This window comes from Cohaesibacter haloalkalitolerans (assembly GCF_003574655.1).
Lineage (GTDB): Bacteria > Pseudomonadota > Alphaproteobacteria > Rhizobiales > Cohaesibacteraceae > Cohaesibacter > Cohaesibacter haloalkalitolerans.
The window spans coordinates 1-20,179 of record NZ_QNUM01000013.1 but is presented as its reverse complement, the minus strand read 5'-3'; the positions used below and the strand labels follow the sequence as shown (position 1 = coordinate 20,179).

The 20,179-nt window shown below is 56.6% G+C and carries 17 protein-coding genes; 2 read left to right on the top strand and 15 right to left on the bottom strand.

Going from position 1 to position 20,179, the window contains the following annotated elements; genetic code table 11:
* Positions 1-24: 24 nt before the first annotated feature.
* Genes galK through galE form a run of 3 tightly spaced genes read right to left on the bottom strand, consistent with a single transcriptional unit; the run spans position 25 to position 3,205 of the window.
* Positions 25-1,134, bottom strand: a complete 1,110-nt coding sequence (gene galK, locus DSL70_RS21025; RefSeq protein ID WP_119309946.1) for a galactokinase — start codon at positions 1,132-1,134, stop codon at positions 25-27.
* 14 nt (positions 1,135-1,148) lie between these two features.
* On the bottom strand, positions 1,149-2,192 hold the full coding sequence (locus DSL70_RS21020; protein ID WP_119309992.1) for a UDP-glucose--hexose-1-phosphate uridylyltransferase: 1,044 nt from the start codon (positions 2,190-2,192) through the stop codon (positions 1,149-1,151).
* Positions 2,193-2,206: 14 nt separating this feature from the next.
* Positions 2,207-3,205: a UDP-glucose 4-epimerase GalE gene (galE, locus tag DSL70_RS21015; protein WP_119309945.1), complete on the bottom strand. Its 999-nt coding sequence runs from the start codon at positions 3,203-3,205 to the stop codon at positions 2,207-2,209.
* A gap of 271 nt (positions 3,206-3,476) precedes the next feature.
* On the opposite strand from galE, the gene DSL70_RS21010 reads away from it, so the two are divergent.
* Positions 3,477-4,484, top strand: coding sequence for a LacI family DNA-binding transcriptional regulator (locus tag DSL70_RS21010; RefSeq protein ID WP_119309944.1), 1,008 nt, complete (start codon positions 3,477-3,479; stop codon positions 4,482-4,484).
* 118 nt (positions 4,485-4,602) lie between these two features.
* Here DSL70_RS21010 and DSL70_RS21005 read toward each other — a convergent pair whose 3' ends face one another.
* The 3 genes from DSL70_RS21005 to DSL70_RS20995 form a co-directional block, all read right to left on the bottom strand.
* A complete protein-coding gene (locus DSL70_RS21005; protein WP_119309991.1) occupies positions 4,603-5,313 on the bottom strand; it encodes an orotate phosphoribosyltransferase in 711 nt (236 codons plus the stop codon).
* 38 nt (positions 5,314-5,351) lie between these two features.
* Entirely contained in the window at positions 5,352-6,419 is a 1,068-nt protein-coding gene (gene pyrC / locus DSL70_RS21000; protein WP_119309943.1) for a dihydroorotase, read from the bottom strand.
* A gap of 156 nt (positions 6,420-6,575) precedes the next feature.
* A complete protein-coding gene (locus DSL70_RS20995) occupies positions 6,576-8,204 on the bottom strand; it encodes a ribulokinase (RefSeq protein ID WP_119309942.1) in 1,629 nt (542 codons plus the stop codon).
* Positions 8,205-8,365: 161 nt separating this feature from the next.
* On the opposite strand from DSL70_RS20995, the gene araC reads away from it, so the two are divergent.
* The gene (araC, locus tag DSL70_RS20990; RefSeq protein ID WP_162916970.1) at positions 8,366-9,406 is read left to right on the top strand and encodes an arabinose operon transcriptional regulator AraC; all 1,041 of its coding nucleotides are present in this window, start codon (positions 8,366-8,368) and stop codon (positions 9,404-9,406) included.
* A 122-nt stretch (positions 9,407-9,528) separates the two neighbouring features.
* On the opposite strand, the gene araA is transcribed toward araC, so the two are convergent.
* The 9 genes from araA to DSL70_RS20945 form a co-directional block, all read right to left on the bottom strand.
* Positions 9,529-11,040 (bottom strand): L-arabinose isomerase, encoded by a 1,512-nt coding sequence (gene araA / locus DSL70_RS20985; protein ID WP_119309990.1) that lies wholly within the window; start codon positions 11,038-11,040, stop codon positions 9,529-9,531.
* A gap of 151 nt (positions 11,041-11,191) precedes the next feature.
* Positions 11,192-11,881: an L-ribulose-5-phosphate 4-epimerase AraD gene (araD, locus tag DSL70_RS20980; RefSeq protein ID WP_119309940.1), complete on the bottom strand. Its 690-nt coding sequence runs from the start codon at positions 11,879-11,881 to the stop codon at positions 11,192-11,194.
* A gap of 384 nt (positions 11,882-12,265) precedes the next feature.
* A complete protein-coding gene (mmsB, locus tag DSL70_RS20975; protein ID WP_119309939.1) occupies positions 12,266-13,480 on the bottom strand; it encodes a multiple monosaccharide ABC transporter permease in 1,215 nt (404 codons plus the stop codon).
* A gap of 4 nt (positions 13,481-13,484) precedes the next feature.
* On the bottom strand, positions 13,485-15,011 hold the full coding sequence (gene mmsA / locus DSL70_RS20970; protein ID WP_119309989.1) for a multiple monosaccharide ABC transporter ATP-binding protein: 1,527 nt from the start codon (positions 15,009-15,011) through the stop codon (positions 13,485-13,487).
* A gap of 87 nt (positions 15,012-15,098) precedes the next feature.
* The gene (chvE, locus tag DSL70_RS20965) at positions 15,099-16,151 is read right to left on the bottom strand and encodes a multiple monosaccharide ABC transporter substrate-binding protein (protein ID WP_119309988.1); all 1,053 of its coding nucleotides are present in this window, start codon (positions 16,149-16,151) and stop codon (positions 15,099-15,101) included.
* Between the two features lie 911 nt (positions 16,152-17,062).
* Positions 17,063-17,695, bottom strand: a complete 633-nt coding sequence (eda, locus tag DSL70_RS20960) for a bifunctional 4-hydroxy-2-oxoglutarate aldolase/2-dehydro-3-deoxy-phosphogluconate aldolase (protein ID WP_119309938.1) — start codon at positions 17,693-17,695, stop codon at positions 17,063-17,065.
* 12 nt (positions 17,696-17,707) lie between these two features.
* Positions 17,708-18,637 carry a sugar kinase gene (locus tag DSL70_RS20955; RefSeq protein ID WP_119309937.1) on the bottom strand — a complete coding sequence of 310 codons (930 nt, stop codon included), beginning with the start codon at positions 18,635-18,637 and terminating at the stop codon, positions 17,708-17,710.
* 353 nt (positions 18,638-18,990) lie between these two features.
* Positions 18,991-19,749, bottom strand: coding sequence for a 2-dehydro-3-deoxy-D-gluconate 5-dehydrogenase KduD (gene kduD / locus DSL70_RS20950; RefSeq protein WP_280955369.1), 759 nt, complete (start codon positions 19,747-19,749; stop codon positions 18,991-18,993).
* Positions 19,750-19,773: 24 nt separating this feature from the next.
* On the bottom strand, positions 19,774-20,179 hold a 406-nt coding region (locus DSL70_RS20945), incomplete at its 5' end, for a mannitol dehydrogenase family protein (protein WP_205563445.1).

Genomic DNA, 20,179 nt, shown 5'->3' with positions numbered 1-20,179 from the left:
ATTGAAGAGAAAGACTTGCGGTGCTTATGTCACGGCCAGAATGGAGGTCTTTGCAAAGTCGGCAAGCACCCGCTGGCTGAAGGCTTCTACAGCCCCCGACTCGACCAGAGCCACCACGGAGCCACCCCAGCCGCCGCCGGTCTGGCGTGCACCGAGCGCACCATAGGAGAGGCAGGCCTCAACCAGAGCGTCGGTTTCAGCCACCGTGATCTGATAGTCTTCCTTCTGCGAACGGTGGCTATCCACCATCAGCTCGCCAAAGCGTACCATGTCACCATCACGCAAGGCGACCACACCATCAAGAACCCGCTGGTTGTCCGTCACCACATGGCGAACCCTCCGGTCAAGCGGCGACGGCAGATCCTTGATGCGCCCCAGGTCGTCCACCCCGAGATCGCTGATCATGTCGATGGAAAGCGCCTTGCAGGCGGCCTGACACTCGGCCACGCGGGTGGCATAGCCGTCTTCACCGCCCTCGGTCAGCTGATGGCTGACACCCGATGCGATGATGACAAAGGCATAATCCGGCGAGGTCTCCACCAATTCATAGGCGAGTGTGTGGGTGTTGAGAAACATCGCCACCCCCGGATCACCTACTGATGAGGCAAACTGATCCATGATGCCACAGGGCATGCCGACAAAGTCATTCTCGACCGCCCGCGCCTTGACGGCCACATCAACCGAACTCATCTCCCGGCCATAAAGCGCCAGAGCCGCCTTGATGGACACCACCTCCAGCGCTGCGGAGCTGGAAAGCCCCGCCCCCATCGGCAATGTCGTTTCAAGCGCAACCCGAAGCCCGGTAGCAGCCACTTCCGCCTCGGCCACAGCCTTGAGGCAGCCCAGCAGATAGTCGGACCAGCGCCCTTCGCGGCTGTCGGTGATCTTTCGGACCTCGGTTTGGTCGAAGGTATCCGAATAAGCCTCGATGACACCGGGCTTGTCACCCTTGCCGAGGGCTATGGAAACCCCGAGCCCCCTCAGGGCCATGGGCAGCACAAAGCCGCCGTTGTAATCGGTGTGTTCGCCCAGCAAGTTCACCCGCCCCGGCGAATAGGCAACGACATCAGGCGCCGCGCCGAAATGTTTCTCAAACGCCGCCTTGACGGAAGCCGTCTCATGGTCTGTTGTCATGCGCCCCTCCCCTGTTATTTCGCCTTGTAGTGTATGTCCGACAGCGACCGCAGTCGTTCCGCCGCTGTTTCCGCCGTCAGATCCCGCTGCGCTTCCGAGAGCATTTCATAGCCGACCATGAATTTGCGCACTGTCGCCGAGCGCAGAAGCGGTGGGTAGAAATGCGCATGCAGCTGCCAGTGATCGAATGAGCCTGCCCGGGTTGGCGCACCATGCCAGCCCATCGTGTAGGGAAATTCGGTCTCAAACAGATTGTCATATTTGGTACAGAGCCGCTTGAGCGCATCGGCGAGGCCGTTCCGCTCAGGGTCAGTGAGGTCCGGCAGACGCAGCACATGGCGCTTCGGCATCAGCAGAGTCTCGAACGGCCATGTCGCCCACCAGGGCACAACGGCAATCCATTCGTCATTCTCGACAACCACCCGCTCGCGCTTCTCTGCTTCGGAAGCAGCATAACGCACCAGCAGAACTTCGCCCGTTTCGGCAAGAAACCGCGCCTGATGGGCGTCTTCTGTCGCCACTTCGTTGGGCAGGAAGTCCGACGCCCAGATCTGGCCATGCGGATGGGGCTGGGAACAGCCCATGACCGCCCCCTTGTTCTCGAACACCGCAACCCAGTCATAGCGCGCCCCGAGATCAGTGATCTGCTCGGCCCAGGTATCCACCACCTTGCGAAGGTCAGAAACGTCAAGCTCCGGCAGGGTCAGGTCATGGCGCTCGGAAAAGCACATCACCCGCGCGGTGCCACGCACATTATTGGCCCGGAACAGGGGATCCCCGGTGGTTCCCCCATGCGGGGTGTCTTCCAGAAGCGCCGGGAAGTCGTTCGGGAAAACGAACGGCCCCTTGTAGTCGGGATTGGTCGCGCCGGAGTTGCGCGTGTTGCCCGCGCAGAGATAACAGCCCGGATCGTGCTGCGGCTTTTCCTCGACGACCAGCTTTTCCTGCTGCCCCTGCCAGGGACGCTTGTTCCGATGCGGAGAGACAAGCACCCACTCGCCCTTCAGCGGATTATAGCGACGATGCGGTGCATCGGTGGAAACAGTTTCTTCAGCCATGAACAGGCTCCTCGTCATTTTCCTGCAAAGGGTCCATATTTGGGATCGTGATGCCAGCGCCATGCGGTTTCGATGATGGTTTCAAGCGCATCAAACTTCGGCTTCCAGCCCAGTTCCGATTTGGCCAGACTGCTGTCGGCCACCAGAGAGGCCGAGTCACCCGCCCGCCGCGGCGCCATTTCATAAGGAATGTCGCGATTGGTCAGCCGCTTGGCGGTCTTGATGACCTCAAGGTTGGTAAAGCCATTGCCGTTACCCAGATTGAAGCGATGGGCCCCCTCGTGACTGTCCATGTAATCAAGCGCCAGCAGATGCGCCGAGGCAAGATCGAGCACATGGATATAATCGCGGATGCAGGTGCCGTCGCGGGTTTCATAGTCGCTGCCAAACACCGACAGCTTTTCGCGAATGCCAAGCGCCGTCAGCAGCACCAGCGGCACCAGATGGGTCTCGGGGCTGTGCGCCTCGCCGATCAACCCGTTCGGATGCGCCCCTGCCGCATTGAAATAGCGCAAGGCAACCGAGCGCAGACCATAGGCCACTGCCATGTCGGAGAGGATCTGCTCGACCATGCGCTTGGACCAGCCATAGGGATTGATCGGTCCCAGCGGGTGGGCCTCATCGATCAGGGCATGCTGCGGATTGCCGAACACGGCAGCCGTGGAGGAAAAGACGATCCGATCAACCCCCGCCTTGCGCATGGCGTCAAGCAGATTGAGCGTGCCCGTCACATTGTTGCGATAGTAGAGATCCGGCAGTTCGACCGATTCCCCGACGGAGATCAGCGCCGCAAAGTGAATGACCGCATCCACCTTGTGCTTCTTGAAGGTCGCGTCCAGATCCTCCGGGTTCAGCAGATCGCCCCGCTCCAGCGTCACGCCCTTGACGGCCTCCACATGACCGGAGGACAAATTGTCGAAAACAACGACATCATGGCCAGCTTCCAGCAAAACCTGAACCATATGAGACCCGATATAGCCAGCCCCACCGCACACCAAAACTTTTCGCTTCATATCCCAGTTCCCCGCAAGTGGCCCGCCTTTGCGACCGGCCGTCAATCAAAATGGCTCAATGCTCGTCGTTAAACCATAGTCCTCACAGATATCATAGCCTAACGCACAATTTGACATTAGTAAATATTTACTACAAAATTATCTTCAGCATACTAACAGCATCGTAGGAACAATCCCCGCGTTTGGCACCATATCACAGCTCCCCTCTTTTCAACGGGCGGTTCTTGTGCTTGAAAGCACTCATCGGAGCGACACAACAGGAAGTCGAGACATGGCCACCATCAAGGACATAGCGGAACGCGTGGGCGTTTCTCCGACCACAGTCTCCCGCGTCCTCAACTATGACAGCAGCCTGTCCGTCTCCGAAAGCAAGCGCCGCCAGATCATCGAGACCGCCCAGGATCTCAACTATGCCCCGCCTCGCATGCGCGGCAAGAAAAAGCGCCTCAGCGGCACCCGGCAGGCAACCATCACCCTGTTGCACACGCTCGACCCCACCGAAGAGCTTGCCGATCCCTATTTCATCACCATCCGCCACAGCATCGAGAAGCGCCTGTCCGAAGCCGGATTGCGGATCGACAACCGCTTCAGCCTGCTCGGCGACCTGCCGGAGGATTTCCCGCGCAAGGATAGCGCCATTCTGGTGGTCGGCCCCCATGGCCGCAAGACCATCGACGCACTGGCCGATCTTGGAACCCCGCTGGTCTGTGTCGATTTTCCACCCGATCGCAAGGACATCGACTGCGTCTATCCGGATCTGGAACAGGCAACTGCCGATATCCTCAACGCGCTGTGGGAAAAGGGATACAGGAAGTTCGGCTTCATCGGCGCCTCATCGGGAGAGGAAAACCCGCGCCGCCCCTACCCGGACCTGCGCAGCCGCACCTTCATGAGCTGGTTTCGCGAACGCGGGCTGGACGCCCCGGCCAATGTGCGCTTCGAGCGCCTGACCCCGATCAGCGGCTTTGAACTGGCCCGACAGTTGCTTGACGCCAGCGACCGCCCCGAGATCATCATCGCCGCCAACGACACCATGGCCATTGGCGCCATTCAAGCCGCCAACAGCTTTGACCTGAAGGTGCCGGACGATATCCGCATCGTCGGTTTCAACGATATCCCGGCCGCCGGTCTCATCGAACCGGGCCTGACGACCGTTGCCATCCCCGCCGAGGAAATCGGCCGCACCGCCGTGGACCTGCTGCTTGAACGCATCGCCGGTCGCAGCTTTGCCAAAAAGGTTGTGCTGGGCACCAAGATCCGCTGGCGCGCGAGCTGCTGATCTTTCCTCACATCCAAGCCAGAGTTCAATCCAGCGCGCAGCTTTGACACCAAAGGAAAAGGGCAGAAGCCGGTTGCCCGCTCCTGCCCTCAAGTCCTAGATCAATCCATTTGACGTCTCAGCCCTTTTGGGGAACCGCCGTGATCTCGGTGACACCACCATGTTCGCCAGACCATTTGAGCGGCTCGTCAAGGAACCGTTCCACCCCTTCAAGGGTCTTGGTGTCGAAGTAATTCTCCGCCTTGGCAACTGCCAGCACATCGCGCCAAGTGGCCAGATAATGCAGGTTGAGATTGATCTTCTTCATGTTTTCCAGCGCTTCGGGGAAAATGTCATAGTAGAAGAGCACGATGGTATCATTCACCTCGGCCTCGGCCTTGCGCATGGCTTCAACGAAATTGATCTTGCTGCCACCATCCGTGGTCAGGTCTTCCACCAGCAGCGCCCGCTTGCCTGCGATGGGAGCCCCTTCGATCTGGGCATCGCGGCCATAGCCCTTCGGTTTCTTACGCACATAGTTCATCGGCAAGGCCAGCTTGTCGGCAATCCAGGCTGCAAAGGGAATGCCCGCAGTTTCACCACCGACAACCACATCAACCTTTTCGAAGCCGATGTCGCGCATGATGGTTGCCGCACAGAATTCCATCAGCGTATTGCGAACACGCGGATAGGAAATCAGCTTGCGGCAATCGATATAGGTCGGGCTGGCAATGCCCGAGGCCAGCTTGAAGGGCTCGTCGGTGCGAAAATGCACAGCCTTGACTTCCAGCAACATCTTGGCCGTCAGTTCGGCCATCAGCGCGCGATCAGGAAAAGAAGAAGTAATCATCAGGACATCCTTTGAGAGGTGCGAACCGACCCAGCGGCTCAAGCGTTAACGGCTTCATAGCGCCAGAACAGGGGAAAACCGGGATCGAAGACAACCACTTCGTCCCCGTCGACGGAGACCCGCGTCTCATAGGACAAGGGGTCATCGCCTTTGAACAGACGGATACGGGCCTCATTGGCCGCAAGGCCATAGAAGGCGGGGCCATTGAGGGACATGAAGGCCTCAAGCTTGTCGAGCGCCCCGTCCTGTTCGAAGACATGGGCAAGACAATTCACCGTATTGCTCGCATTGAAGACACCGGCGCAGCCACAGGCGCATTCCTTGGCAGACTTCATGTGCGGAGCGGAGTCGGTGCCCAGGAAGAAGCGCGCATCGCCTGAGGTGGCCGCAGCCCGCAGGGCGAGACGGTGCTTTTCACGCTTGGCCACCGGCAGGCAGAAATAGTGCGGTTTGATGCCGCCGACCAGAATGGTGTTGCGATTGATGATCAGATGATGGGTCGTGATGGTGGCGGCAGTCCTGTCTCCGGCCCCCTTGACGAAGTTGACCCCGTCTTCCGTGGTCACGTGTTCCATCACAATGCGCAAGGACGGGAAGCGCTCGCGGATCGGCGAAAGCACCCGATCGATAAAGACAGCCTCACGGTCGAAAATGTCGATGTCAGCGTCGGTAACCTCACCATGCACCAGCAACGGCACATCGAGTTCACTCATTTTCTCCAGCACCGGATAGACCGCCTCGATGGAGCGGACGCCGCTGTCGGAGTTGGTCGTTGCCCCGGCCGGATAGAGCTTCAGCGCCTTGATGAGACCGTATTTGGCTCCGAGTTCCACATCAGCAGGGTCCGTGCCTTCAGTCAGATAAAGCGTCATCAGCGGCTCGAAATCATGCCCTTCAGGCAGCGCCGCCATGATCCGTGCCCGATAGGCCTCGGCATCGGCCGTCTTGACCACCGGCGGCACCAGATTGGGCATGATGATCGCACGCCCGAAATGGGCGCTGGTATGCGGCAGAACAGCCTTGAGCATCGCACCATCGCGCAGATGCAGATGCCAGTCATCAGGACGGCGAACAATGAAATCGGTTGAGCGGGAGTTCGAACTCATGGGGGCCTCCATGGGATTACAAATTCGCGCTATCTTTAGCAGCATTTCGCAAAAAATGCCTAGAGCATATTGTCGGAAAAAAACGAAAAATGAAAAAGCCCGGACAGAAAACCATCCGGGCTTTTCAATTTCAGACAAATCGGCAGGAAACACCGATCATCCCTTGGCCAGATCACCGGCAAAGGCACCAATGCGCTTGTAGTCTTCATAAATCGCATTGTAGAGCTTGTGCTTTTCGGGATCGGGAACAAAGCTCTTCTCGATCGGGCTCAGCATGGCGGCCTTGGCCTTGTGAATGTCTTCATAGGCACCGGCAGCGGTTGCGGCAAAAATGGCCGCTCCACGGGCGCAGGCCTGATCGGACAGCACCACATCAACCTGACGGTTCATGACATCGGCACAAACCTGGGAAATGAAGTTTGATTTGCGAGCGATGCCGCCAATGGCGACAATGCTCTTGACCTGAACGCCCTGCTCCTCGAACCGCTCAACGATGGCACGGGAGCCATAGGCCGTTGCCTCGATGAGCGCCCGATAGATCGAGGGAGCCGTCGAGCCCAGATGCAGGCCGGCCAATATGGCCTTAACCGTCTGGTCGGCATCCGGCGTGCGACGGCCATTGAGCCAGTCAAGCGCCCGCTCGCCATAACCACCCGGCGGCAGTTCGGAAGCTTCCTTTTCCAGCTCAGGCAGCAGCGACCCGGCCTTGCCGCGGCCATTGCGCCCCCACTGCAGCAGACGCTCGAACCATGCAAACACGTCGCCAAACGAGGATTGGCCGGCTTCAAAACCGATGAAATCAGGCAAAACGCTACCCGGCACCTGACCGCAGATCCCCTGAACAAGGGTGTCCTGAACCTCTTCCGGTGGCGCCACAAGAATGTCGCAGGTCGAGGTGCCCATCACGCGCACCAGCGAATAAGGCTCGATACCAGCCCCCACAGCACCCATGTGGCAGTCAAAGGCACCAACGGCAATCGGAATGCCCGCGTTGAGACCGAACCGGCCAGCCCAATCGGACGACAGCGTACCGGCGACCTGATCGCTGGTCTTGGTTTCGCTATAAAGCGGCGTGGTCAGATTGCCAAGGCATGGATCAAGGGCCTGCAGCCACTCGCGGCTCGGCAGTCCACCAAATTCGGGATGCCACAGCGCCTTGTGGCCAGCGGCGCAGCGCGAGCGCACGATTTTGGCAGCATCCGTCACGCCGGACAGCACGGCTGGCACCCAGTCGCACAGTTCGACCCAGTTGGCAGCAGCGCGGAAAACGGTCGGGTTGCGACGACCGACATTGAGGATCTTGGCCCAGTACCATTCGGACGAATAGATGCCGCCAACATATTTGGTATAGTCGGGGAACTTGCCGGAATGGCAGAGATCATTGATCTCCTGCGCCTCGCCAACTGAGGTATGGTCCTTCCAGAGAATGCACATGGCGTCCGGGTCGGTGGAAAATCCGTCCTTCAGCGCCAGCGCAGTTCCGTCTGCCGTTACCGGCATTGGCGAAGAGCCGGTGGTATCGACACCAATACCGATCACATTCGGCTGCTTGTCCAGTGCAGCGACCGCTTCGCGCACGGCAGACACCATCGATTCAAGATAGTCTGAAGGATGCTGGCGAAACTGCTGGCGAGCAGGATCGCAGAATTTCCCCTCAGCCCAACGGGGGTAATTGGCAACGGCGGAGGAAAGCTCTTCCCCATCAGCGACCCGAACAACCACGGCCCGCACACTATCCGATCCAAAGTCGAGACCAAGAACACAGTTGTCACCGGTTGCACTCATTCGTTTGTCCTCCCTGTCATTCTAGCGCCAACGCGTGTAAAACGCTGTCCCTATGGATAATTCTCCTCAAACTCACCCATAACACAGCTTTTCATTTCTGTAGATTTCGTCTACAATATGGACGATCCTGATATTCCACAATGCAGCATCAGGCTAGAGACATGGACGATCACTCTTATTTCGATCCTGCCCAAGATCCGCAGGTCCAGAGAATATTCAACAAGCTTTCCTATCGCAGTTCCATCAAGAACTACGACAAGGAAGTCGCCGCCCTGTTTCCGGGATTCGAGTTCGGTATCCGTCTGGTCGCCGGGATCACCCCGATCGAGAAGGGAGGTCCGCTCGACTTCCATATAGACCGACCCAATGGCATGCATGGCTGGATCATCAACCTGACCGTCGACGGTCAGGGAAAGCTGTTCGATGGCAAGAATACAACGATTCTGAGCCCCGGAGACCTTGCGCTCTTCCCGCCGGACGCCCAGCATTTCTATGGCCGCAACCCCGATGCCGACAAATGGTGGCACCGCTGGATCTACTTCCAGCCGCGCGCCTTCTGGAAGCCATGGCTGGAGTGGGACGAGGCGGTCAATGGCGTCTATATCATGCGCCACAAGGACGAAAGCCGCTTCAGCGAGCTGTTCCGTCTGTTCGTGGAAGTGGAGAAATGGGCAGGCCTTTCCGACAGCCTGTCAGCCGACCTTGCCTTCAACCGACTGGAACATATCCTGCTATTTTGCGCAAGGATGAACAGAGCGGAAAAGAAGTCCAACATCGAGATCGACGAGCGCGTTCTCGCCGCCTGTACGCTGATTTCCAACAATCTGGACAAACCGCTGACAGTCAACGAGATCGCCAATCACGTCTGCCTTTCGCCTTCGCGCCTGTCGCATCTGTTCCGCAAATATATCGGCACCGGCATCGTCCAGTGGCGCGACGGTCAGCGCATCCAGTATGCCATGCAGGTTCTGCGCGTTTCCAACGTGCCCATCAAGGCCCTCTCCCAGATGGTCGGCTACGATGACCCGCTCTATTTCTCCCGCGTTTTCCGGCGCCATACCAACATGAGCCCGCGCACCTTCCGCGAACGCAGCCTGTCAATGATCGTCCGCTCCGAGGGCGAAAAGATCGACGATGCACTGGACAAGGCAACTGCGGTCTTTGCCGCCGAGGTGCCTCTGCCCAAAAGCTCAGGGCTCTAGCCATTCCCAATCAGGCGCAGCCTTGCCCCAAGGCTGCCCCCCTTGATCGCCGCAAAAACAGACACAAAAAACCCGACCAGTTTCCTGGCCGGGCAAGGTTTTATTTGACCTTCGGCTCCGTCCTAGACGCGGATACCTTTGGCCAGATGCCAGTAGACTTCATTCATGCGCAGAGACTGCTTGAAGTCGGAAATCTTGGTATCATCGTCAATCAGGGCCAGTTCGATACCGGCGATGGTTGCAAAGTCTTCCAGCATTTCAGCGGTCACGTCATAGCTGTAAGCGGTATGATGGGCGCCACCGGCCAGAATCCAGGCCTCACAGGCGGTCTTGAAGTCCGGCTTGCACTGCCACACAGCCCGCGCCACCGGCAGCTTTGGCAGATCCGGATGATCAACAGCCGTTACGGCATTGGCGATCAGACGGAAGCGATTGCCCATGTCGACGAGGCAGGCGTTGACTGCGTTACCCTTGACAGAATTGAAGACCATGCGAACAGGATCGGCCTTGCCACCAATACCCAGCTCATGAATTTCGATGCGCGGCTTGTTCTCGGCAATAGTCGGGCAAACTTCAAGCATATGAGCCCCAAGAACCAGTTCTTCGCCCGGCTTGGAAACATCATAGGTATAGTCTTCCATAAAGGAACAGGCGCCACTCTTGCCATGGCCCATGACCTTCATGGCACGCACGAGCGCCGGGGTTTTCCAGTCGCCTTCACCTGCGAAGCCGAAACCCTGCTCCATCATCCTCTGAGGAGCAAAGCCGGGCAGTTGCTGCAGGCCATGCAGGTCTTCAAAGGTATGAGTGAAACCTTTGTAGCCACCTTCCTTGAGGAATGCGGAAATCGCCAGTTCCTGCCGCGCAGCATCCAACAGGGAGGCTCGTTTGGCGCCACCAGCCTGAAGCTCAGGCACCAGTTCATACTGGTCGTCGTAGGAAGCTGCCAGCGCCTCCACTTCAGCATCCGAGAATTCGGCCATCTTGGCAACCAGATCGCCAACCGGCCAGTAATCAACCTTGAAGCCAAAGGCCATTTCGGCAGAGACCTTGTCGCCATCGGTCACGGCAACATTGCGCATATTGTCGCCGAAACGGCAGATCCCTGCGCCCTGCCAGTCGTCCCAGGCGCGAGCAGCACGCATCCAGCTGTCAATCCGGTCCTGAACGGCGGGATCACTCCAGTGACCGACCACAACCTTGCGGCCAATGCGCATGCGGGTATGCAGGAAGCCTGCTTCACGGTCGCCATGGGCGGACTGGTGCAGGTTCATGTAGTCCATATCAATGGAGTCCCATGGCAGGGCTGCATTGAGCTGAGTATGCAGATGCAACATCGGCTTGGTCAGCGCATTGAGACCACGGATCCACATCTTGGCGGGCGAGAATGTGTGCATCCACAGGATCAGACCACCGCACTCGGGGTCAGCAGAGGCGCGACGGCAGACATCGGCAATTTCCTCACCGGTGGTGGCAACGGTCGCAAACTCGATAGGCAGCACCAGGCGTCCGTCTTTTGTAAGCCCTTCAACAACCTTGCGTGCGTCGTCTGCAACTTCGGCCAGAGTTTCCGGGCCGTAGAGGTGCTGCGAGCCGCACACAAACCAGAATTTCAACGGTTTCAAACCAAACATTTCCATGCCCTTTCAATTTTCGACCGGCGTTTTCGCGCATATGGTCTGGATATGTTTGCGCCAAGGATGCAAAGCCAAGGTCCCTCCCCTTTGCGCAAAAAAGCGGTTCCGAGATGCTTAGGCATTCCCCCCTCGGAACCGCAAGACTTGACTATTTCTGGCCATACCAGGCGTTTTTGCCATGTTTGCGCTCATAGTGATAATCGAGCACATACTGCTCCAGCGGCGGTATGGGATTGGAAATAGTGGCTGTGATGGTTGCCATGTGGGCGACCTCTTCCAGCACAACAGCATTGTGCACGGCGTCGTCGGCATTCTTGCCCCAGGCAAAAGGACCATGACCAGCAACCAGAACCATCGGAACCGCCACGGGATCAAGCCCCTTGAAGCGTTCGACAATGGCCTCGCCAGTCGTTGTTTCGTAATCGCGATTGACCTGCTCTTCGCTCAGTGGCTTTGTGCAAGGCACCGGACCGGCACAATAATCGGCTTGCGTTGTGCCAAGACATGGAATTTCCCGGCGCGCCTGAGCCCAGGCGACAGCATGACGGGAATGGGTATGCACCACACCGCCGATCTGCGGGAAAGCCTTGTAGAGTGTAGTATGGGTCTTGGTATCGGAAGACGGCTTCTTGCTGCCCCAGACAACATTGTTGTCCAGATCCACCACCACCATGTCATCGGCAGTCATGGCATCATAGGGCACACCGGACGGTTTGATGACAACCAGCCCTTTTTCGCGGTCGATCGCACTAACATTGCCCCAAGTGTAGATGACAACACCGCGATCATTCAGCTCGATATTCGCACGGAAAACTTCTTCTCTCAATTCTTTCAGCATCTGAATATCCTCCTCAACCGCCCCGATCGCGCCTAGCCGCTCACAATCGCAAGGCTTCCAGTCCATTTCTGCGTATAACCGTCCCGTTGGCCTTCTCGCTCTCGCGTCAGAAGCCATCCAAAATATGGACAGATATACCGAGAGCAGTTAGAGCCTATAAGGTTGTACTTATGGATTATTTTGCTATCCGCATCACCAATGTGATTGCTTGCTACAAGCACTTTTCGACTGCGAACGGACATGATCAAAACGCTTGTCAGATACGGTGCAGATCCAATCTGCCTTCCAGCTCATCTCGTGCCGCCCGATCTGCAAACCCGGGCACTGCTGCGTCCGGGAGGGAGTGGGCCTTGCAAGGCCCACTCGATACTTGGTCGCCGGAAACTAACCGGCCTTCTTCTTGTTGTAGACGTCGAAGATAACGGCTGCGAGCAGAACGACACCCTTGATGACCTGCTGCCAGTCGATGCCGATGGACAGAATGGACATACCGTTGTTCATCACACCCATCAGGAAGGCGCCGATGATCGCACCGGTCACAGTACCGACACCACCCGTGGTCGACGCACCACCGATGAAGACGGCGGCGATAACGTCAAGTTCGTAACCATAACCGGCTTTCGGGGTAGCCGTATTGAGGCGAGCTGCAAAGACCAGACCGGCGAAGGCGGCAAGCAGGCCCATGTTGGCAAAGGTCAGGAAGGTCAGCCGTTCGGTGTTGACACCAGAGAGTTTGGCAGCCTTGACGTTGCCACCCAGAGCGTAGATTCGACGGCCAACCGTGGTCGAGGAGGTCAGGAAGCCATAGGCAGCGACCAACACGGCCATCACGATCAGAACGTTCGGGTAGCCTCTGTAACCTGCCATGATGTAGGACAGGTAGTTGATGGCGAACACGATGAGCAGGTTCTTCAGCACGAAGAAAGAGAATGGTTCTTCAAGGTTGCCGAACTTGTCGCGCTCCGTGCGGTCCTTCCAGCTGGCATAGAGCAGGAAAATGCTGAGAACGACACCCAGAACGATGGTCAGCATATGCGGACGACCAACACCGAACAGGTCCGGAATGAAGCCCGAGCTGAGCTTCTGGAAGCCGGTCGGAAATGGCCCGATGGACTGACCATTGAGCAAAGCCAGCGTAAGACCGCGGAAGCTCAACATGCCGGCCAGCGTCACGATGAAGGCCGGGATCTTGTAGTAGGCAACCCAGAACCCTTGCAGCGCACCGATGGCAACACCAACGATCAGGCAGATGATGATCGTGACGACGTAGTTCATCTCGTAATTGACGATCATCACCGCCGCGAGGGCGCCAACGAAGCCCATGACCGAACCGACCGACAGATCGATGTGACCGGCCACGATGACGAGCAGCATGCCAATCGCCATGATGACGATGTAGCTGTTCTGGAGAATGAGGTTTGTCAGGTTGAGCGGTTTCATCAGAATACCGTCGGTAACAACCTGGAAGAAGACCATAACGACGATCAGCGCAATCAAAAGGCCATATTCACGTACGTTAGACTTCAGATAACTGGCGACGCTGGCAACTTGAGGGCCTTCGTCAGAATGTGCCGGAGACGGGTTTTCCACCTGTGACATTGTATCAGCCTTTGTCCTTGATGATCATCCGCATGATTTTCTCTTGCGAAGCTTCCTGTGTCGGCATTTCACCAACGATTCTGCCCTCGTTCATGACGTAGATTCGATCCGTCATACCCAGCAACTCGGGCAATTCCGAAGAAATGAAAATGATACCCTTGCCCTCTTGGGCAAGCTGATTGATGATCGTGTAGATTTCGTATTTGGCGTTCACATCGATGCCGCGCGTCGGCTCATCGAGGATGAGAACATCCGGGTTGGCAAACAGCCATTTGCTCAAGACGACCTTCTGCTGATTGCCACCAGACAGGTTGACCACCTGCTGCATCAAACCGGAGCATTTGGTATTAAGCTTCTGTTTGTATTCCAGACCGACGCGGGTTTCCGCATTGTCGTCAATCACGATACCCTTCGACACCCCCTCAAGATTGGAGAGCGTGGTGTTGACCTTGATGCTGTTTTCGAGCACCAGACCGTATTCCTTGCGGTCTTCGGTCACATAGGCAAGGCCGTTTGCAACTGCCTTGTTGATCGTGCTGACGTCGATCGGCTGACCGCGCAACTGAACTTCGCCCGAGATCTTCTGGCCATAGGCCCGACCGAAGATGCTCATCGCAAGCTCGGTTCGCCCGGCTCCCATCAAGCCGGAAATCCCGACGATCTCGCCTGCGCGCACATTGAAATTGACATTGCGGATCAGATGACGATCTGCATGGATCTGGTGATAGACGTTCCAGCCCTTCACCTCGAGCAGCATGTCGCCAATGTTGGGGGTCCGCTGGGGGAAACGATTGGTCAGCTCGCGACCGACCATGTCCTTGATGATCCTGTTTTCCATTTCCTCGGTCTTGTCGCAGTCCAGAGTGCTGACGGTCTGACCGTCGCGCAGGACCGTGATCTTGTCCGCAACCTTCACAACCTCGTTGAGCTTGTGAGAGATCAGGATCGAGGAGATGCCCTTGCTCTTGAACTCCAGCAACAGCTCCAGCAGAGCCTCACTGTCTTTCTCGTTCAGGGACGACGTCGGTTCGTCAAGGATCAGCAGTTTCACTTCCTTGGAAAGCGCCTTGGCAATTTCCACGAGCTGCTGCTGACCAGTACCGAGGTTCGTCACCAGAGTACCGGTTGGCTTGTTGAGCCCGACGATCTTGAGCAGCATTTCAGCTTCGGAATGAGCCACCCGCCAATTGATGACGCCCTTCTTGGCTCGTTCGTTCCCAAGGAAAATATTCTCGGCAATAGACAGAAGCGGAACCAGAGCCAGTTCCTGGTGAATGATGATGATGCCTTTTTCTTCGCTGTCGGGAATCCCGGCGAAGCTCTGGACCTCTCCCTTGTAGACGATGTCCCCTTCGTATGTACCGTGAGGATAAACGCCCGAGAGAACCTTCATCAGAGTGGACTTGCCAGCGCCATTCTCACCGACCAAGGCATGAATTTCACCCTCGCCGACAGTCAGGTTCACATCACTCAAGGCCTTTACACCCGGAAAGGTCTTGGTGATTCCTCGCATTTCTAAGATGGTGTTCATGTCAGCCTCAAGCAAACAGTCATTATTGTTCTTGAAGAACGGGATGGAGGGGGTGGAATGCTCCACGTCCCTCCCCCGGGAGGACCCTTACTTGACCTGATCCATTGTGTAGTAACCGCTGCCGATCACGATTTTTTCCCAGTTGGAAGCATCGACAGGAACTGGTTTCAGCAGATAGGAAGGAACAACCTTGACACCGTTATCATAGGTTTTGGTGTCGTTGATTTCAGGGGTTCCGCCTTCGAGCAGAGCGTTCACCATGCCTACGGTCACACGAGCAAGCTCACGGGTGTCCTTGAAGATGGTGGAATACTGTTCGCCAGCCAGAATGGATTTGATGGACTGGACTTCAGCGTCCTGACCGGTCACGATCGGCATTTTCATGTCGCCGGAGCCGTAGCCAACGCCCTTGAGCGAAGACAGGATACCAATGGACAGGCCGTCATACGGAGCCAATACGCCATGGACAGTCTTGTCGGTGTAGAAAGCAGAGAGCAGGTTGTCCATGCGGGCCTGTGCAACAGCACCGTCCCAACGCAGGGTACCGACCTTGTCCATGCCGAACTGTTCGGAAGGAACAGCAACTTCACCAGCATCGATCATCGGCTGCAGAACAGACATGGCGCCATTGTAGAAGAAGTAGGCGTTGTTGTCGTCCGGAGAGCCACCAAACAGCTCAACATTCCATGGCTTTGCATCCGGGAAGCGTTCCTTGAGGCCCTGTACGAGACTGGAAGCCTGCTGCACGCCAACCTGGAAGTTATCGAAGGTTGCATAATAGTCGACGTTGCCGGAGTCACGGATCAGACGGTCATAGGCAATAACCTTGATGTCGGAGTCAGCGGCCAGCTGCAGAGCGCCCGAAAGGGTCGTACCATCGATGGAAGCGATAACGAGAACGTTGACGCCCTTCAGGATCATGGTCTCGATCTGACGCAGCTGGTTAGCAATATCGTCTTCTGCATACTGCAAATCGGTCTGATAGCCAGCGGCTTCAAACTGTTCTTTCATGCTGTTGCCGTCAGTAATCCAGCGAGCTGATGACTGAGTAGGCATAGCAATACCAACAAAACCCTTATCGGCAGCAACCGAAGGGGAAGCGGCGAACGAAGCGCCAAGAGCCAAAGCCATGGCCCCCATCGTTACTGTGTTGAAGAGTTTACCAAGTCCAAGCATGTTGTCCTCCCTTGCTTGAATACACGTATGGTGCAATATCGCGCCCGTGTTGAACGGAACGCAAACTGAGCGGATCAAAGCGCGCAATAGAAATGCAAGTAGATGGGAATAGCAGCCTAGGGTTGCCCTATAAAAATTTGGGCAATAAAAACCCGCACCCGGCGCAAGCGCACCAAGTCTCCTCCCAAACCAGACGCCCCTAACAGCAATCTGGACTCCTTCAATCCTCCGTGGACCATATTTCCTTGAAATGCCAATTTTGGAAAGGCGGCATTTAGTCAAAAATATGGATTATTCAGCTTTTCTCTCCCTTTCCTCCTGCGCAGCAACTTTTTACACAGTCGACCGACTACCTAGTCCTAAAGTCAAGCAGCCAATAGTATTATTGCGCAGCCGTCAGTTAATCCTCCTTCAAGGTCCGATTTCAAAGCAACCATCAAAGCCGGACAGTCAAGACTGATATACATCCAATGAATTAAGGGCATTTTTTCTAAAAGCCGGAAGCTATCCGCGATCTTCTATTTCGACAGAAAAGCCACAGGACCGAAATAGCGGAATTTTACAAGAATATACCGAACCAAAGACCCATGTCATTTGTCATGTCACTCCACAAATCGGGCGAGAGCCAGGCACATAAATGCTGTTTCCGAAATTATATGCGGCCCATTACATGCACAAATATGGCGCACATAGCAGACATGCACATTCCTTGACCCTTTCCAGGACCAGACCAATTCGGTAATTTTTTCGTACCACGAATTAAATTGGAGCTCAAGCCGAGCACCGGCGTTTGTTACAAAATGAAACAAAAAAGGCCACCCGGAATAATTGTATCCGGATGGCCAAAAATGAACTGTCTGATAATGAAAGGGTTTTTATGCCTGCCCAAGCTTGGCAGCGGCCTTGGCGCGCTCGGCGATAACATCCCAATTCTTGGCATTGACGTCGGCAACAGGAGCAATCCAGGTGCCGCCAACCGCGAAGCAGTTTTTCTGGGAGAGGAATTCCTCGGCATTCTCAGGTTTCACACCGCCAGTTGGGCAGAAGCTGATATCACTGACCGGACCGGCAACAGCCTTGAGCATGCCAACGCCGCCAACGATATTGGCCGGGAACATCTTCAGTTCCTTGAAGCCGGCTTCCCGCAGGGTCATCATTTCGCTGATGGTGCCTGAACCGGGCAGGAACGGCCAGTCGGTTGCCTTGAGAGCGCTGAGCAGCGTAGCCGAGGTGCCCGGAGACACACCGAAATGCCCGCCAGCCTCGATCGAAGCCTTCAGCTGCTCTTCGCAGAGGATGGAGCCAACCCCGATCACGCAATCCTTGACTTCGGCAGCGATCGCCTTGATGGAGTCAAGGGCGGCAGCCGTGCGCAGGGTTACTTCAACGGCAGGCAGTCCGCTTTCGACGAGGCAACGAGCCAGTGGCACAGCGTCCTCGACATTTTCGATGACGACGACGGGGATGACTTTAGCACCTTTACAGATGCTGGAAACCAGATCACGCATGATCGATCCTTCTTATTTAACGCGGGTCCAAACTGATTTATCGATGATGGCGCCCGGATGCATGATGACCTGCCCCGCGACACCGTGCGCCGTTCTTGCGGCTTCTTCCTGTGTGGCTCCCAAAGCGCGCGCACCCAGATAGCCGGCAGCAAAGGAATCCCCTGCCCCCGTCGTATCCTTCGGCTTCAGCTTCGCCGCAGGAGGAACATTTCTTACCTCTTCTCCGGTGACCAGAAGGCAGCTCGATGCCCCTTCCTTGACCACCACTTCGCTGGCCCCATAGCCTTTCCACTGCCTGGCAATGGCAAGACCGTCCGCATCACCCCACAGCGCGACATGATCATCGGCGGTCACCAGAGCGAAATCACTCAATGCGGCGGCACGCTCGAACGCTGCGCGGCAAACATCGGAATCGGGCCACAGTTTCGGACGGTAGTTGGGATCGAATCCCACCTTCACCGTCCCCTTGACCTTCTCTAGAGCATCAAACAGCGCCTGGCGTTGAGCATCATCAAGAATAGCCAGTGTAATGCCGGAAAAATAGATGACATCGAACTTTTTGAGAAGCTCTGCGATCTGATCGGCAGACCAACCGGCAAACATCTTCCTGGCAGCAGCATCGTTGCGCCAGTAGGTGAAGAAGCGCTCGCCCGTCTCGTCATTCTCGATCATGTAGAGACCGGGGTTCTTGTCTTTCACCACAGTGACGGAATCCGTCAGGATGTCTTCGGCTTCCAGAGCCTTGCGAATGCCCTGACTCATCGGGTCGACACCCAGACCGGTAATATAGGAAACCTCGATTTCCGGAGAGAATTGCCGGCTCAGATAAGCAGCCGTATTGAAGGTGTCCCCGGCAAATCCCTGTTTGAACAGACCGTCACCGGCGGGCGCCAATTCAATCATACATTCGCCAATGCAGGCGATACTGACAGTTTTCGTCATACATAAGCGCCGGAGGGAATCCGGGCCCCCTTGAGCGTCTCCGCGCCCCTTCGATGCCCGCGCACCGCCTGCGACTTGAAAGCCAGTCAGGCAATTCTCGGGCAGATCCGGACACGATCGCAGCCAAACGGCCGTGAGCATGCTGCAGGTGGCGGGATCACACCTTGTTTCAATGGATGCAGCTCTCTGCCTCAAGCGAGAAAGCGGCTCAGGCATTGGCACAAAGAGGTCGCGTACGCACATGACGCGACCTCCAGACCATGTCTGGTTCTTGCAGGACAAGAACTAGACTAAAGTTTATGATTTCGCGACTCTTTTCTTGGCGAAACCGATAACTTTTCCTTCAAAGAATCCTAGCGTGCCAGCCAGCCGCCATCAACAGCAATGGTATAGCCGTTGATATAGGCAGAAGCAGGCGAGCAAAGGAAGACAACCGGCCCGGCAAGGTCGGATGGCAGCCCCCAACGGCCGGCAGGAATGCGGTCGAGAATTTCCTTGCTGCGGGCAGCATCTTCACGCAAAGCCTGGGTGTTGTTGGTGGCCATGTAGCCCGGAGCAATGGCATTGACGTTGATGTCATGCTTGGCCCATTCATTGGCCAGCAGGCGGGTTACACCCATCACACCAGACTTGGAAGCGGTGTAGGACGGAACGCGGATACCGCCCTGGAAGGACAGCATGGATGCAACGTTGACGATGTTGCCGCCGCGGCCCTGAGCAATGAACTGCTTGGCAACAGCCTGAGACAGGAAGAAGACCGACTTGATGTTGATGTTCATCACGTCGTCCCAGTCCTTCTCGGAGAACTGGATTGCGTCTTCGCGGCGGATGATGCCAGCATTGTTGACAAGAATGTCGATGCGGCCATATTCGGCAACCGTCTTGGCAACGATGTCGGGAATGTCGTCCATTTTCATCAGGTTGGCGCGGATGTCGAGAAACTTGCGGCCCAGACCTTCGATCATTTCCTTGGTGTCAGTTGGCTCAACGATGTTGACGCCAGCAATATCGCAGCCTGCCTTGGCAAGCCCGACGGCCATTCCCTGGCCAAGGCCGGTATCACAGCCGGTTACGATTGCAATTTTTCCAGTAAGATCAAATTGTTCTATCATCATAGAGACTCCTTATCTTGATCGTTATTCTTCAATCCATTGCACCAGACGATCCATCACGAATGGTTCGCCGGTCAGGAATTCATAGGCGTCGGCCACGGCGGCAACGAGGGTGTCGGACGCAAGGGACTTGCCCCAGATGCTCTCTTCGGCGAGATAGGCCTTGACCATCGCGGCAACACCATCACTGTCCTTCAGCGCACCGATCCTTGCCATGGTCGCAATCACGTCCTCGGCATCCCGCGGCGGCAGCTCGGCACTACCCGCAAAGGCGCCGGTGTAGAAGGCAAGCCAGGCGGCCAGCGACAGGCTCATGCAGCGCGGCGCCTTGCCGGTGGCAGCCATTGCACTCTCGAAACGCGGCAGGTTGCGGGTGTGGAACTTGGCCAGACCGTTGAGCGAGATGTCGTACCAGCGATGCACGATGAAT

What these genes read in the sequence shown, in the direction of transcription:
- galK (WP_119309946.1), bottom strand. Translation starts at nt 1,134, where the DNA reads ATGACAACAGACCATGAGACGGCTTCCGTCAAGGCGGCGTTTGAGAAA.
- DSL70_RS21020 (WP_119309992.1), bottom strand. Translation starts at nt 2,192, where the DNA reads ATGGCTGAAGAAACTGTTTCCACCGATGCACCGCATCGTCGCTATAAT.
- galE (WP_119309945.1), bottom strand. Translation starts at nt 3,205, where the DNA reads ATGAAGCGAAAAGTTTTGGTGTGCGGTGGGGCTGGCTATATCGGGTCT.
- DSL70_RS21010 (WP_119309944.1), top strand. Translation starts at nt 3,477, where the DNA reads ATGGCCACCATCAAGGACATAGCGGAACGCGTGGGCGTTTCTCCGACC.
- DSL70_RS21005 (WP_119309991.1), bottom strand. Translation starts at nt 5,313, where the DNA reads ATGATTACTTCTTCTTTTCCTGATCGCGCGCTGATGGCCGAACTGACG.
- pyrC (WP_119309943.1), bottom strand. Translation starts at nt 6,419, where the DNA reads ATGAGTTCGAACTCCCGCTCAACCGATTTCATTGTTCGCCGTCCTGAT.
- DSL70_RS20995 (WP_119309942.1), bottom strand. Translation starts at nt 8,204, where the DNA reads ATGAGTGCAACCGGTGACAACTGTGTTCTTGGTCTCGACTTTGGATCG.
- araC (WP_162916970.1), top strand. Translation starts at nt 8,366, where the DNA reads ATGGACGATCACTCTTATTTCGATCCTGCCCAAGATCCGCAGGTCCAG.
- araA (WP_119309990.1), bottom strand. Translation starts at nt 11,040, where the DNA reads ATGTTTGGTTTGAAACCGTTGAAATTCTGGTTTGTGTGCGGCTCGCAG.
- araD (WP_119309940.1), bottom strand. Translation starts at nt 11,881, where the DNA reads ATGCTGAAAGAATTGAGAGAAGAAGTTTTCCGTGCGAATATCGAGCTG.
- mmsB (WP_119309939.1), bottom strand. Translation starts at nt 13,480, where the DNA reads ATGTCACAGGTGGAAAACCCGTCTCCGGCACATTCTGACGAAGGCCCT.
- mmsA (WP_119309989.1), bottom strand. Translation starts at nt 15,011, where the DNA reads ATGAACACCATCTTAGAAATGCGAGGAATCACCAAGACCTTTCCGGGT.
- chvE (WP_119309988.1), bottom strand. Translation starts at nt 16,151, where the DNA reads ATGGGGGCCATGGCTTTGGCTCTTGGCGCTTCGTTCGCCGCTTCCCCT.
- eda (WP_119309938.1), bottom strand. Translation starts at nt 17,695, where the DNA reads ATGCGTGATCTGGTTTCCAGCATCTGTAAAGGTGCTAAAGTCATCCCC.
- DSL70_RS20955 (WP_119309937.1), bottom strand. Translation starts at nt 18,637, where the DNA reads ATGACGAAAACTGTCAGTATCGCCTGCATTGGCGAATGTATGATTGAA.
- kduD (WP_280955369.1), bottom strand. Translation starts at nt 19,749, where the DNA reads ATGATAGAACAATTTGATCTTACTGGAAAAATTGCAATCGTAACCGGC.